Annotated in this window: 11 protein-coding genes; 7 read left to right on the top strand and 4 right to left on the bottom strand. The window is 75.0% G+C overall.

Annotated features, from left to right (window positions below; genetic code table 11):
- Positions 1 to 115 precede the first annotated feature (115 nt).
- The 3 genes from J5O08_RS07415 to J5O08_RS07405 all read left to right on the top strand — a co-directional run bounded on the left by J5O08_RS07415 (position 116) and on the right by J5O08_RS07405 (position 5781).
- A complete protein-coding gene (locus J5O08_RS07415) occupies positions 116 to 1726 on the top strand; it encodes a UxaA family hydrolase (protein ID WP_218706231.1) in 1611 nt (536 codons plus the stop codon).
- Positions 1727 to 1787: 61 nt separating this feature from the next.
- Positions 1788 to 3194: a cystathionine beta-synthase gene (locus J5O08_RS07410; RefSeq protein ID WP_218706230.1), complete on the top strand. Its 1407-nt coding sequence runs from the start codon at positions 1788 to 1790 to the stop codon at positions 3192 to 3194.
- Between the two features lie 193 nt (positions 3195 to 3387).
- Positions 3388 to 5781 carry a carbon starvation CstA family protein gene (locus tag J5O08_RS07405; RefSeq protein ID WP_218706229.1) on the top strand — a complete coding sequence of 798 codons (2394 nt, stop codon included), beginning with the start codon at positions 3388 to 3390 and terminating at the stop codon, positions 5779 to 5781.
- A 187-nt stretch (positions 5782 to 5968) separates the two neighbouring features.
- Here J5O08_RS07405 and J5O08_RS07400 read toward each other — a convergent pair whose 3' ends face one another.
- Positions 5969 to 7237, bottom strand: a complete 1269-nt coding sequence (locus J5O08_RS07400; RefSeq protein ID WP_218706228.1) for an FAD-binding protein — start codon at positions 7235 to 7237, stop codon at positions 5969 to 5971.
- 125 nt (positions 7238 to 7362) lie between these two features.
- Here J5O08_RS07400 and J5O08_RS07395 point away from each other — a divergent pair, with 125 nt between their 5' ends.
- Together J5O08_RS07395 and deoD are read left to right on the top strand one after the other, a co-directional pair.
- On the top strand, positions 7363 to 7767 hold the full coding sequence (locus J5O08_RS07395; RefSeq protein WP_147795800.1) for an FKBP-type peptidyl-prolyl cis-trans isomerase: 405 nt from the start codon (positions 7363 to 7365) through the stop codon (positions 7765 to 7767).
- 113 nt (positions 7768 to 7880) lie between these two features.
- Complete coding sequence (gene deoD / locus J5O08_RS07390) at positions 7881 to 8597, top strand: purine-nucleoside phosphorylase (RefSeq protein WP_218706227.1); 717 nt, start codon at positions 7881 to 7883, stop codon at positions 8595 to 8597.
- A gap of 188 nt (positions 8598 to 8785) precedes the next feature.
- Here deoD and J5O08_RS07385 read toward each other — a convergent pair whose 3' ends face one another.
- From J5O08_RS07385 to msrA, 3 genes are all read right to left on the bottom strand, one after another.
- Positions 8786 to 9196, bottom strand: coding sequence for a VOC family protein (locus J5O08_RS07385; protein ID WP_218706226.1), 411 nt, complete (start codon positions 9194 to 9196; stop codon positions 8786 to 8788).
- A 168-nt stretch (positions 9197 to 9364) separates the two neighbouring features.
- On the bottom strand, positions 9365 to 10090 hold the full coding sequence (locus J5O08_RS07380; protein WP_255589439.1) for a HEAT repeat domain-containing protein: 726 nt from the start codon (positions 10088 to 10090) through the stop codon (positions 9365 to 9367).
- 183 nt (positions 10091 to 10273) lie between these two features.
- Positions 10274 to 10942, bottom strand: a complete 669-nt coding sequence (msrA, locus tag J5O08_RS07375; RefSeq protein WP_218706225.1) for a peptide-methionine (S)-S-oxide reductase MsrA — start codon at positions 10940 to 10942, stop codon at positions 10274 to 10276.
- Positions 10943 to 11068: 126 nt separating this feature from the next.
- Between msrA and J5O08_RS07370 the strand changes: the two genes are divergently transcribed.
- The gene (locus J5O08_RS07370; RefSeq protein WP_217615018.1) at positions 11069 to 12298 is read left to right on the top strand and encodes a cystathionine gamma-synthase; all 1230 of its coding nucleotides are present in this window, start codon (positions 11069 to 11071) and stop codon (positions 12296 to 12298) included.
- Positions 12295 to 13644, top strand: coding sequence for an AI-2E family transporter (locus J5O08_RS07365; RefSeq protein ID WP_218706223.1), 1350 nt, complete (start codon positions 12295 to 12297; stop codon positions 13642 to 13644). The genes J5O08_RS07370 and J5O08_RS07365 overlap by 4 nt, the downstream gene beginning before the upstream one ends.
- The last annotated feature ends 8 nt before the right edge of the window (positions 13645 to 13652 follow it).

Genomic DNA, 13652 nt, shown 5'->3' with positions numbered 1-13652 from the left:
CGCGCCGTCGCGGCACCGCCCCGGCCGAGCCCTCCCGCGCCGCCGCGCACCCCTCGCCCCGCCGCGCGACCCCGGCCGCGCACGACCCCCGACCGACCGACGGAAGGCCCGCCCGATGACCACCCGACCCGACCTGCTGGTGCTCCGCGAGGGCGACGACGTCGCGGTCGCGACCCGCGACCTCGCCCCGGGGGAGCACGCCGCGCCCGCCGCGGGCCCGGGCGTCCGGGTGCGCGACCGGGTGCCGCGCGGCCACAAGGTCGCGCTGCGCGCCGCCGCGGCCGGCGCGCGGGTCCGCAAGTACGGTCAGGTGATCGGCGTCGCCACCGCCGACATCGCCCCGGGCGCGCACGTGCACGCGCACAACCTCGGGTACGAGGCGGGGGAGCGGCAGCACGAGCTGGGCGGCACGCGCACCGTGCTGCCCGTCCCGGACGGCCCGCGCCCCACGTTCCGCGGCTACCGCCGGTCGGACGGTCGGGTCGGCACGCGCAACTACCTGGCGATCCTCACGAGCGTGAACTGCTCGGCGTCGACCGCCCGCATGATCGCCGACGCGTTCCCGGCGAGCGCGCTGGCCGCGTTCCCGCACGTCGACGGCGTGCTCCCGCTGACCCACCAGTCGGGCTGCGGGATGGTGCCGGAGAGCGAGGGCGGGCGGCTGCTGCTGCGGACCCTGCGCGGCTACGCGGCCCACCCCAACATCGGCGCCGTGCTCGTGCTGGGCCTCGGCTGCGAGATGCTCCAGCCTGAGCAGCTGTCCGCGCGCGACGGGGCCGGGGCGTTCCTCGGCATGCCGTCGGTCGGCGCGCCGGCACCGGAGCCCGCAGGTGCGGGCCTGCTCGCGACGATCCCCGACGGCACGGTCGTGCGGAGCCTGACGATCCAGGATACCGGGGGCGTGCGCGCGACCGTGCGGGCCGGCGTCGAGGCGGTCCGGGAGATGCTGCCGGAGCTCGACCGGTGCCGGCGCGAGGAGGTCGACGTCCGGGAGCTCGTGCTGGGGCTCAACTGCGGCGGGTCCGACGGGTACTCGGGGATCACGGCGAACCCGGCGCTCGGCTGGGCCAGCGACCGGCTCGTCGCGTACGGCGGGACCTCGGCGCTCGCCGAGACCCCCGAGGTGTTCGGCGCGGAGCACCTGCTGACGCGGCGCGCGGTGGACGCCGGGGTGGCGACGCGCCTGCTCGACCGGATCGCGTGGTGGCAGGAGTACGCGGCCGCGGGGCAGGGGTCGCTCGACAACAACCCGTCGCCGGGCAACAAGGCCGGTGGCCTGACCACCATCCTGGAGAAGTCGCTCGGCGCGGTCGCGAAGGGCGGCCAGGCGGACCTCGCGGCGGTCTACGAGTACGCCGAGCCGATGGCGCCGCACCGGGGCTTCGTGTTCATGGACACGCCCGGCTACGACCCGGTGTCGGTGACCGGGCTGGTGGCGGGCGGCGCGAACGTCGTCGTGTTCACCACCGGCCGCGGCTCGGTGTTCGGCTGCCGCCCGACGCCGTCGATCAAGGTGGCCACCAACACGGCGGTGTACGAGCGCATGACCGAGGACATGGATCTCGACGCCGGGCCGATCGCCGAGGGCACGCGCACGGTCGCGGAGGTCGGCCGGGAGCTGTTCGACCGGATCCTCGCGGTCGCCTCCGGGGAGCCGACCGCGAGCGAGGAGCTCGGCATCGGCGTGGAGGAGTTCATCCCCTGGCACATCGGCACGGTCACCTGAGACCTAGGCTGGGGTCCCCCGGGGCCGTCGCCCGCCCCGCCCTTCGCCCCCTGGGAGACCCGTGAAGTACGCGCAGCACATCTCCGAGCTCGTCGGCGGCACCCCGCTGGTCCGGCTCAACGCCGTCACCGAGGGCCTGTCGGCGACGATCCTGGCCAAGGTCGAGTACTTCAACCCCGGCGGCTCCGCCAAGGACCGGATCGCGCTGCGGATGATCGAGGCGGCCGAGGCCTCGGGCGAGCTGCGTCCGGGCGGCACCATCGTCGAGCCGACCAGCGGCAACACCGGCGTCGGCCTGGCCCTGGTGGCGCAGCGCAAGGGCTACCGCTGCGTGTTCGTCTGCCCGGACAAGGTGTCGGAGGACAAGCGCGACGTGCTGCGCGCGTACGGCGCCGAGGTCGTCGTGACGCCCACCGCGGTGCCGCCCGACCACCCGGACTCGTACTACTCGGTGTCCGACCGGCTGGTGACGGAGATCGAGGGCGCCTGGAAGCCGAACCAGTACGCCAACGTCAACGGGCCCGCGAGCCACTACGCCTCCACCGGCCCGGAGATCTGGGCCGACACCGACGGCCGGGTCACGCACTTCGTCGCGGGCGTCGGCACCGGCGGCACCATCACCGGCACCGGCCGCTACCTGCACGACGCGTCCGCCGACCGCGCGGAGGCCGACGGCGGCCCGGTGCGGGTCGTCGGCATCGACCCGCTCGGCTCGGTGTACTCGGGCGGCGACGGGCGGCCGTACCTGGTCGAGGGCGTGGGCGAGGACTTCTGGCCCGCCGCCTACGACCCGGCGGTCCCGGACGAGATCATCGCCGTGTCCGACGCCGACTCGTTCGCGATGACCCGGCGCCTCGCCCGCGAGGAGGCGCTCCTGGTCGGCGGGTCCTGCGGCATGGCCGTCGAGGGCGCGCTGCGGCTGGCCCGCCGGCTCGAGGACGAGGACCCGGCCGCGGCCGCGCGGGCGATCATCGTGGTGCTGCTGCCGGACAGCGGCAAGGGCTACCTGTCGAAGATCTTCAACGACCGGTGGATGCGGTCCTACGGGTTCCTCGACACCGAGGCGGGCGCGACGGTCACCGACGTGCTGCGCACCAAGGACGGCAGCGTGCCGGCCCTCGTGCACACGCACCCCAACGAGACCGTCCGCGACGCCATCGAGATCCTCCAGGAGTACGGCGTCTCGCAGATGCCGGTCGTCGGCGCGGAGCCTCCGGTGAAGATCGGCGAGGTCGCCGGGTCGGTGTCCGAGCGCGAGCTGCTGGACGCGGTGTTCTCCGGGACGGCGTCGCTGTCCGACCGGGTCGACCGGCACATGGCGGCCGCGCTGCCGCTCATCGGGTCGGGGGAGTCGGTCGAGTCGGCGCGCGAGGCGCTGCAGAAGCACGACGCGCTCATGGTGGTCGACGACGGGCAGCCCGTCGGCGTCCTCACCCGGCACGACCTGCTGGCGTTCCTGGCGCGCTGAGACCGTCCGCGGCGGCACGTGCGGCGCCCGGACCGCCCGCCCCGCAGGTTCGGGTGGCAGGCGCTTCCCGTCGCCCGTTAGGTTGACGGCGAGGCACAGGGGGCGCCTCGATCCCAGCCGCCGGGGCGCGTCGTCGCGCCCTCGTGCGGTCGAGCGCGCCCGCGTGCACGGCACGTGAGCGAAGGAGCTCGGCATGGCGCAGGCGACCGTCGAGGAGCAGGACTACACCGACGAGGAACGGGCGCAGGTCGTCCGGGCGCAGGACGGGACGCCGGTCGGCGTCGTGCCGCGGCAACGCTGGACACCGCTGCGGATCGTCGTCTGGATCGCGATCTCGCTGGCGGGAGCCGTCGGCTGGACGATGCTCGCGGTCGTCCGCGGCGAGCAGGTCAACACCATCTGGTTCGTGGTGACGGCGGTCGCGACCTACGCGATCGCCTACCGGTTCTACGCGCTGTACGTGCAGCGCCGGATCATGCGGCCGGACGACACCCGGGCGACCCCGGCCGAGCGGGTCGACAACGGCCGCGACTTCGACCCCACCGACCGGCGCGTGCTCTACGGGCACCACTTCGCGGCCATCGCCGGCGCGGGACCGCTCGTCGGCCCGGTGCTCGCGGCGCAGATGGGCTACCTCCCCGGCACGCTCTGGATCATCCTCGGCGTGGTCGTCGCGGGCGGCGTGCAGGACATGCTCGTGCTGTTCTTCTCCACCCGGCGCGGCGGCCGGTCGCTCGGGCAGATGGCCCGCGACGAGATCGGGCGGTTCGGCGGCACGGTCGCGATGGTGGTCGTGTTCGTGATGCTGATGATCGTGCTGGCCGTGCTCGCGATGGTGTGCGTGAACGCGCTGGCCGAGAGCCCGTGGGGCGTCTTCTCCGTCGGCTGCACCATCCCGATCGCGCTGCTCATGGGCCTGTACCTGCGGTTCGTCCGGCCCGGCGCGGTCACCGAGGTGTCGGTCATCGGGTTCGTGCTGCTGATCGCGGCGATCGTCGGCGGCCGCTGGGTCGCCGAGTCGTCCTGGGGCGAGCACCTGCACCTGTCGCCGGTGACGCTGACCTGGGCGGTCGTGATCTACGGCTTCTTCGCTGCGGTCCTGCCGGTGTGGCTGCTGCTGACGCCCCGCGACTACCTGTCGACGTTCATGAAGGTCGGGACGATCCTCGTGCTGGCGGTCGGCATCGTGCTGGTGCGGCCGATCGCGCAGATGCCCGCCGTCACGGAGTTCGCCTCGAACGGCGAGGGCCCGGTGTTCGCGGGCGCGCTGTTCCCGTTCCTGTTCATCACCATCGCGTGCGGTGCCCTGTCCGGGATGCACGCGATGGTCGCCTCCGGCACCACGCCCAAGATGGTGCAGAAGGAGTCGCAGGTCCGGATGATCGGCTACGGCGGCATGCTCATGGAGTCGTTCGTCGCGATCATGGCGCTCGCCGCCGCGGTGTCCCTGAACCAGGGCGTCTACTTCTCGATGAACGCGCCCGCCGTGATGACGGAGGGCACGTCCATCGGCGCCGAGGCCGCGATCGCCGACCTGGGCGTCACCGACGCGGCGGGCGACCCGGTCGAGATCCGCTGGGACTCCGAGGACGCCGCCGGGAACCCGGTGTCGCTGACCGGCGCCGAGGCCCTGGACAAGGTGGCCGAGGACGTCGGCGAGCCGTCCGTGGTGTCCCGCACCGGCGGGGCGCCGACCCTCGCCGTCGGGATGGCGAACATCCTGCACCAGGTGGTCGGCGGCACCGGGATGATGTCGTTCTGGTACCACTTCGCGATCATGTTCGAGGCGCTGTTCATCCTGTCGGCCGTCGACGCGGTCACGAGGGTCGCCCGGTTCCAGCTGTCCGACGCGATCGGGAACTGGGTGCCACGGTTCCGCGACCCGTCCTGGCTGGTCGGCGGCTGGATCTCCACGGCGGTCGTCGTGGCGGCCTGGGGCTCGCTGCTGCTCATGGGCGTGACCGACCCGCTCGGCGGCATCCGCACGCTCTACCCGCTGTTCGGCATCGCGAACCAGCTCATCGCCGCGGTCGCGCTGCTCGTGGTCACGGTGATGGTGGTCCGCAAGGGCTACGTCCGGTGGGCGTGGATCCCGCTGGTGCCGCTCGCGTGGGACACCGTCGTCACGTTCACGGCGTCGTACCAGAAGATCTTCTCCAGCGTCCCGGCCATCGGGTACTGGGCGCAGCACCGGCAGTACCAGCAGCTGATCGCCGACGGCATCGACGACCCCGGGGCGCTCGCGGACGCGCGGGCCGTGGTCCGGAACACCGCGATCCAGGGGACGCTGTCGATCCTGTTCGTCGTGCTGGTGGCGACGCTCTTCGTGGCGGCGGTCGTCACCGTCGTGCGCGCGCTGCGGACGCCCGGCGGGATCGGGACGTCCGAGGACCGGGCCGAGCCGTCACGGCTCTACGCGCCGGGGCAGCTGTTCGCGTCGCCGCTGGAGCGGAAGGTCGAGGCCGAGTACGCGCGGATGGTCGAGGAGGGCCGGGTCGAGCCGGTCGGCGGTGGGCACGGCTCCGGCGGGCACGGGCACGGCGGGCACGGGCACGGCGGGCACGGGCACGGCGGGGGTCGGTCGTGAGCGCGGTGAGGCGGGCGGTCCTCGCCCTGCGCTGGTACGTCCGCGAGGTGCTGCGCACGTCCGACCGGGGCACAGGCCCGGGCTGCTGCTGACGGCGACCCCCGGACCGGAACCGGGTGGAGCGTCCTGCCCGACACGCGCGGCGTGTCCCGGCAGAACGCTCCACCCGTGCCCACCTCGGGGGCGGTCAGGCCGCGCCGAGCACGTGCCGGTCGACGAACGCGTTGCGGAACGTGCCCTCCGGGTCCGTCCGGGCCACCAGGGCGCGGAAGTCGTCCAGGCGCGGGTAGAGGTCCCGCGGGTCCGAGCCGGGCGCGCCGACCGAGTCGAACAGCTTGCCCCAGTGCGGCCGGGCGCCGAACGGCGCCAGCGTAGCCTCGATGCGCGGGAGCACCGCCTCGACCTCGGCCTGCCGCGGCAGCCAGGTGAAGTGCAGGCCGACCCGGTCGCCGCCCTCCGCGGTGCTCAGCCACAGGTCGTCGCCGGCGATCGTCCGGATCTCGGCGACCTGCAGCAGCGGCGCGACCAGGTCGCCGAGCCCCCGCATCGCCTCGATGGCCGCCACCGCGTGCGCGCGGGGGACCAGGTACTCGGACTGCAGCTCGTCGCCGTTGCTCGGCGTGAACTCGAGCCGGAAGTGCGGCAGCCGCTCGTGCCACGGCCCCGGGACGCCGAGCTGCTGGGTGCAGTTCACCGGGTCGATGCCGGGCAGCGGGTGCAGCGGCCCGGGTGCCGGGCGGGCGCCGAACAGGTCGGCCCGCGGCTCGTACGACGCCCCCGGGGCGACACGGGTCTTCCGCCAGACCTGCCGGACGCCGGCGGCGGACCAGTCGGTGAACAGGCTCACCGAGTCGGCGGACCCGGTGATCTCGTCCAGGTGCTCCAGCGCGGCGTCCCACGGCAGGTCGTTGTGCACCTCCTGGGCGACGTCGTAGGTGGGCTCGACGTCGAGGGTCACGCGGACGACGACCCCCAGGGCGCCCAGCGCGACGACCGCGCCCGGGAAGTCGGCGTCGCCGCGGGCGAGGTGCCGCAGCGAGCCGTCGGCGGTCACGAGGTCCAGGCCGGCGACCGCGGCGGCGAGGTTCCGGGACCGGTCGCCCGACCCGTGCGTCGCGGTGGCGACCGCGCCGGCGACGGAGATGTGCGGCAGCGACGCGAGGTTGTGCAGCGCCCAGCCCCGTGGGTGCAGCTCGCGGGCCAGCGCGCCGTACCGGGTACCGGCGGACACCGTCACGGTGCGCGCCGCGGCGTCGACCTCGACCGCCGGGTCCAGCCCGTCGAGGCGCACCAGGTCGTGCGGGGTGTCCGCGACGTCGTTGAAGCAGTGCCGGGTGCCCAGGGCCCGCACGTGCCGCGCGGCCGCGACCACCTCCTGCACCTCCTCGACCGTGCGCGGCTCGTGCACGCGCGCGGCGGCGTAGGTGAGGTTCCCGGCCCAGGTGGTCAGCGTCATCGGTGCTCCCGTCCCGGCGGGCGCCCCTCGCCCGCCGGGCACGACCGTAACCCGGGCGCGTTCGCGAGCCGGGGAGCGCACCGTGCAGGATGGGGGAGTACGCCGCACCCGATCGAGGAGACGTCATGCCCGCCACGCTGCCCGAGGCCACCGGTTCGTTCGGTGAGAAGCCGACCCTGACGTTCCCGGAGGGCGACGCCCCCGCCGAGCTCGAGGTCGTCGTGCTGTCGCCCGGCGACGGCGCGCTCGTCGAGGCCGGCGACGACCTCGAGGTCCACTACCTCGGCCAGACCTGGGGCGGGAACGTCTTCGACAACTCGTACGACCGCGGCTCGTCGATCTCGTTCCCGATCGGCGTCGGCGCCGTCATCGGCGGCTGGGACGAGGGCCTGGTCGGCCAGCCCGTCGGCTCGCGCGTCCTGCTGTCGATCCCGTCGCACCTCGGCTACGGCGACCGCGGCGTGCCGCAGGCCGGCATCCGCGGCGGCGACACCCTGGTGTTCGTCGTCGACATCGTCGGCACGCACTGACGCCGCACCACCCCCGCACCACCTCGGCCGCCGCCCTCGCCCGGACACCCGGGCCGGGCGGCGGCCGCGCGTCCGCCCCCGCACCGCCCGCCACGACCCCCGAGGAGCCCGCCATGCCCACCCCGCACATCTCCGCCCAGCCCGGCGACTTCGCCCCCGACGTCCTCATGCCGGGCGACCCGCGCCGGGCGACCCGGATCGCGGAGACCGTGCTCGACGACGCGCGCCTGGTCACCGAGGTCCGCGGCATCCTCGGCTACACCGGCACCTGGCAGGGCCGCCCGGTGTCCGTGATGGCGTCCGGCATGGGCGTGCCGTCGATCTCGATCTACGCGACCGAGCTGTTCCGGTTCTACGGCGTGCAGCGCATCATCCGGATCGGCACCGCGGGCGGCATGGCGCGCTCGCTGGAGCTGGGCGACGTCGTCGTCGCGACCGCCGCGCACACCGACTCGGGGGTCAGCGAGCACCGCATCTCCGGCGTGCACTACTCGCACGTGCCGGACTTCGGCCTGGCCGCCGCCGCGTTCGCCGCCGCGGCCGAGATCCCCGGGGCCCGCGCGCAGGCCGGCGCGGTGTTCACCTCGGACTCGTTCTACTCGGACCGGCCGGAGCGCACGCAGGCGCTGATCGACCACGGCACGCTCGCCGTCGAGATGGAGGCCGCCGGCCTGTACGCCGTCGCGGACCGGGAGCGCGCGAAGGCGCTGGCGCTGCTGTCGATCTCGGACTTCACGTTCCAGCCGAACGAGCTCACCGCCGACGAGCGCGAGCAGCTGTTCGACCACGCGGTGCAGATGGCGCTCCGCGCGTTCGCCACCGCGGCCTGACGGCGGGCCCGCTCGGCGCGGCCCCGCCCGGGCGGGGGGCCCCTGGCCCCGTGTGCATCCCCCAGGGGTCGTGTGCCTATCCGCTGGATAGGCACTCGACGCGTCGGATGCCCTCTCGACGGTCAGAGATCGGGCGTCGAGCGGCCATCGCGCGGCACATGGCGCCGGCGCCGGGACACGGGACGGGGTCAGGCCGGGGCCGCGACCAGCTCGACCTCCAGGCCCTCGCCGTCCTCCAGGTAGGCGGCGTAGTGGTCGGGACCGCCGGCGTGCGGGTGCCGGTCGGCGAACAGCAGCGTCCAGCCGTGCGCCGGCGCGTCGCGCACGAGGGCGTCGACCTCCGCACGGGTGCCGGCGTGGAACGCCAGGTGGTTCACGCCGGGCCGGCGCCGCTCGTGCGAGGCGTCGGCGACGTCCGGTCCCGACTCCAGCACGACGTCCGTGCTGCCGGGTGCCCCGCCGGACGACCAGGCGCAGCCGTCGGCCCACTCGCGGGTGCGGGCGTAGCCGAGCGCGCCGAGCAGCCAGCCCCAGGAACGCTCGGCGCGCGGGAGGTCGGCGAACCACAGCTCGACGTGGTGCACCGCCCCGCGGGTCATGCGGCCCCCACGGCGCGCGCGGGCTCGCGGACCGCCGGCGCGCCCAGCGGGCACGGCACGCCGTCGAGCCGCGGGCGAGGCCTCAGGGTCGGGGCAGCGGAGCAGCCGGCGTCGACGATCACCGGCCGAGGCTCCCACAGAGCGTGGCTCGGCTGCTCAGGGTCCGGGTCAGCCGATCGGGTCCAGGAGGCGGCGCAGGCGGGTCTTCTTCTCGTTCTCGCGCACGACCCACGCCACGTCGGGGTCGTCGGTGCGCCGGAGCGCGGCGAACCGCGGCAGCCCCCCAGCGGGGTCGCCCGCGACCGCGACGCTCCACGCGTACCCGAGCGCCTGGCGCAGCGTCCGGACGCCGGGGTCGCGGCGGTCGCCGGCCGGGAGCGCCGCGATCGAGGCGGTGGCGGCGTCGCACGCGTCGAGCGCGGCCGCGGCGGTCGCCGGGTCGCGGAGCAGGCGCGGCTCGCACACCCCGGCGACGGCGGCCCGGCGGACCAGCGGGTCGGGGTCCGCGACCCAGTCGGCGACGAGCGCGCGCAGGGTGCCGGGCTCGGCGTCGCCGATCCGCTGGAGCGCCATCGCCGCGGACTCGCGGACCCGCCAGGACCCCTCGGCCGCGCGGCCGCGCAGCAGGGCGGTCAGGGGCGCGCGGTCGGCTGCGGGGGCCTCCAGGACGAGCCGGCCGACGCCGTCCGTCCCGCAGCAGCGCAGGTAGTCGTCGGGGTCCTCGGCGAGCGCCAGGACGAGATCGGCCGGCGCGACGTCGGCGAACGCGCCCAGGAGCTCGAGGTTCGCCCGCAGCCCGGGCAGCCCGGACCCGGCGGCGAGGTGCGCGCGCACGGCGGCGGGGTCCCCGAGCACCCCCCGCAGGTCCTCCCGGTGCCGCTCCCGCACGCTCATACCCGGCACGCTAGCCCCGCCACCTGCGCCGAGATAGGGCCGTTCGGCCGAGATCGGGCTGTCCAGGGCCCGATCTCGGCGCGCGAGTCCTATCTCGGCGAGTGGAGAGCAGGGGAGCGGCGCCCGGACGCAGGACGGCCCGGCCCCCCGCAAGAGGGGACCGGGCCGTCCGGGCGTGCGCCGTCAGGCGTCGAGCGGACGCGGGCACGAGACGCCCGTGCCGCCGATGCCGCAGTACCCGTTCGGGTTCTTGTCCAGGTACTGCTGGTGGTAGTCCTCGGCGTAGTAGTACGGGCCGGCCTCGTCCGCGGTGCGGATCTCGGTCGTGATCTCCCCGTAGCCGGCCTGGGTCAGCCGCTGCTGGTACGCGGCGCGGGTCTCCTCCGCGGCGGCGGCCTGCTCCGGCGTCGTCGTGTAGACGGTCGACCGGTACTGCGTGCCGCGGTCGTTGCCCTGCCGGAACCCCTGCGTCGGGTCGTGCGACTCCCAGAACGTCCGGAGGACGTCGGCGTCCGAGACGAGGGCCGGGTCGTAGGCGACCTGGACCACCTCGGCGTGCCCGGTCAGGCCGGTGCACGTCTCCTCGTACGTCGGGTACGGCGAGTAGCCGCCCTGGTAGCCGACGGAGGTGCTGACGACGCCCGGCAGCTGCCAGAAGATGCGCTCGGCGCCCCAGAAGCAGCCCATGCCGAGCACGATCGTCCGGGTCCCCTCGGGCCACGGGCCCTGCAGCGGCGTGCCGAGCACCGTGTGGGTGGCGGGCACGGAGTAGGTGTAGCCCTCGTGCCCCTTCAGCGCGCGCTCCGGCTCGACCATCGTCGACTTGAGGGCGGATCCGAACAGCCAGTTCATGGTGACTCCCTTCCACGGGTCCGACACGCTCAACCCGCGCGCGGGCCCGGGTGTTCCCGCGCGCGACCGGCCGCCGCGGGGGCCTAGCCTGGGCACGTGACGGACGCGAACGACAGCACCCCGACCCTGGCCGCCACGGGCGACCTCGACCAGCACACGGACCACGGCGACTGGTCGTCGGCCGGGTTCGCGACGCGCGCGATCCACGCGGGCCAGGACCCGGACGCCGCGACGGGCGCCGTGGTGACGCCGATCTACCAGGTGTCGACGTACAAGCAGGACGGCGTCGGCGGCCTGCGCGGCGGCTACGAGTACTCGCGCTCCGGCAACCCGACCCGCGCGGCGCTGGAGGAAGCCCTGCGGTCGGCGGAGGGCGGCGGCGCGGGCTTCGCGTTCTCGTCCGGCCTGGCCGCGGAGGACACGCTGCTGCGGGCGGTGCTGCGCCCCGGCGACCACGTCGTGATGGCGAACGACGCGTACGGCGGCACCTACCGCCTGATCGCCCGGGTCTTCGGTCCGTGGGGCGTCGAGCACACGGCGGTCGACCTGTCCGACGCCGAGGCGGTGCTCGCGGCGATCCGCCCCGGGCAGACCAAGGTCATCTGGCTCGAGACGCCGACCAACCCGCTGCTGGGCGTCGCGGACGTCGCGGCGCTGGCGGCCCACGCCGCCGCGGCCGGCGCGGTGCTCGTCGTCGACAACACGTTCGCGACCCCGTACCTGCAGCAGCCGATCGCGCTGGGCGCGGACGTGGTCGTGCACTCGACCACCAAGTACATCGGCGGGCACTCCGACGTGGTCGGCGGCGCGCTGGTCGTCGCGGACGGCGCGCAGCTACCGGTCGGGCTGGACGGGCCGACGGGCACGACGGCGCTCGCGGACGCCGTCGCGTTCCACCAGAACGCCTCGGGCGCGGTCGCCGGTCCGTTCGACTCGTGGCTGACGCTGCGCGGCCTCAAGACGCTCGCCGTGCGGATGGACCGGCACTGCGCGAACGCCGCCGCGGTCGCCGCGTTCCTCGAGGCGCGCGACGACGTCCCGCAGGTCATCTACCCCGGCCTCGACAGCCACGCGGGCCACGAGGTCGCCGCCCGGCAGATGTCGGGCTTCGGCGGCATGGTGTCGTTCCGCGCGGGCAGCGCCGAGCGCGCCGACCGCATCTGCGCCCGCACGAAGGTCTTCACGCTGGCCGAGTCGCTGGGCGGCGTCGAGTCGCTGATCGAGCTGCCCGCGCGCATGACCCACGGCTCGGTCGTCGGCACGGACCTGGAGGTCCCGGACGACCTGGTCCGGCTGTCCGTCGGCATCGAGGACGAGGCGGACCTGCTCGCGGACCTGGCCCAGGCGCTGGCATGACGACCCCGCGCCGGGGCGGCCGGGGCCGCGCCCGCACCGGCGACCCCGCCGCGCCGGCCCCGGTCCTGCACGAGGGCGACCTCGCGTCCGGCGACACGCCCGCGGGCTGGTCGGCCGAGCAGTCGGTGGCGCCGTCGGTGCGCGCCGCGGCGGCCTGGTCCTGGCGGTTCCTGCTGATCGCCGCGGCCACCGCCGCGGGTCTCTGGGTCGTCGGCTTCTTCAAGGTCATCGTCGTGTCGGTGGCGATCGCGCTGCTGCTGACGGTGCTGCTCGCCCCGGTCGCGCGGTTCCTGAGCGCGCGCCTGCGGTTCCCGCGCGGGCTCGCGGCGATCACGTCGGTGCTGCTGCTGCTCGCGGTGGTCACCGGGCTGGTCGTGCTGGCCGGGCGGTCGATCGCCAGCGGCTTCGGCGACCTCTACGACCAGGCGTCCCAGGGCGTCGACGAGGCGCTGCAGTGGCTGTCGGACGGCCCGCTCGGGCTGAGCACCGACCAGCTCGACGACCTCGTGCAGCAGGGCCGCGACCAGATCAGCGAGAACGCCAGCACGCTGGTGTCCGGCGCGCTGTCGGTCACCACGACGGTCGGCCACGTCGCCGCCGGGGCGCTGATCGCGCTGTTCTGCACGTTCTTCTTCCTGCTCGACGGCCGGACCATCTGGACCTGGCTGGTCGGCCTGCTGCCGATCTCGGTGCGCGAGCGCGTGCACCAGGCCGGCCGCCGCGGCATCGTCACGCTCTCCGGGTACACCCGGACGCAGATCCTCGTGGCGTTCGTGGACGCGACCGGCATCGGCATCGGCGCCGCGGTCCTCGGGGTCCCGCTGGCGGTGCCGCTCGCGACGCTGGTGTTCGTCGGCTCGTTCATCCCGATCGTCGGCGCCATCGCGACCGGCGCCGTGGCGGTGCTGGTCGCGCTCGTCGCGCAGGGCCCGGTCGTCGCACTGCTCATGCTCGGCGTGGTGCTGCTGGTGCAGCAGATCGAGGGGCACGTGCTGCAGCCGTTCCTCATGGGCCACGCCGTGTCCCTGCACCCGGTCGCCGTGCTGCTCGTCGTCGCGGCGGGCTCGCTGGCGGCCGGCATCGTGGGCGCGCTGTTCGCGGTGCCGATCGCGGCGGTGCTCAACACGGTGCTGCTGTACCTGCACGGGCACGACAAGTTCCCCGAGCTCGGCACCGACGACCACGTCACGCTGCGGCCGCCCGGTGCGTTCGGGCGCCGGCGCCTCGGCGGGCGCGGGCGGGTGCGCCCCGGCGGCGACGACGCGGCGGCAGGGCTGGAGCTTGGCGGCGCGCGCGGGGCCGGGGGCGCGCGGCGCGGCCCGGACGAGCAGACCGCGGGATCGTGAATGATGCA

Origin of the sequence: Cellulomonas sp. PS-H5 (assembly GCF_019265565.1) — a bacterium.
Lineage (GTDB): Bacteria > Actinomycetota > Actinomycetes > Actinomycetales > Cellulomonadaceae > Cellulomonas.
The sequence above is the reverse complement of the archived record's forward strand: the minus strand, read 5'-3'. Positions and strand labels throughout refer to the sequence as shown.

Coding starts and splice junctions, on each gene's coding strand:
- J5O08_RS07380 (WP_255589439.1), bottom strand. CDS start 10,090: ATGAGCGTGCGGGAGCGGCACCGGGAGGACCTGCGGGGGGTGCTCGGG.
- J5O08_RS07395 (WP_147795800.1), top strand. CDS start 7,363: ATGCCCGCCACGCTGCCCGAGGCCACCGGTTCGTTCGGTGAGAAGCCG.
- msrA (WP_218706225.1), bottom strand. CDS start 10,942: ATGAACTGGCTGTTCGGATCCGCCCTCAAGTCGACGATGGTCGAGCCG.
- deoD (WP_218706227.1), top strand. CDS start 7,881: ATGCCCACCCCGCACATCTCCGCCCAGCCCGGCGACTTCGCCCCCGAC.
- J5O08_RS07405 (WP_218706229.1), top strand. CDS start 3,388: ATGGCGCAGGCGACCGTCGAGGAGCAGGACTACACCGACGAGGAACGG.
- J5O08_RS07415 (WP_218706231.1), top strand. CDS start 116: ATGACCACCCGACCCGACCTGCTGGTGCTCCGCGAGGGCGACGACGTC.
- J5O08_RS07400 (WP_218706228.1), bottom strand. CDS start 7,237: ATGACGCTGACCACCTGGGCCGGGAACCTCACCTACGCCGCCGCGCGC.
- J5O08_RS07365 (WP_218706223.1), top strand. CDS start 12,295: ATGACGACCCCGCGCCGGGGCGGCCGGGGCCGCGCCCGCACCGGCGAC.
- J5O08_RS07385 (WP_218706226.1), bottom strand. CDS start 9,196: ATGACCCGCGGGGCGGTGCACCACGTCGAGCTGTGGTTCGCCGACCTC.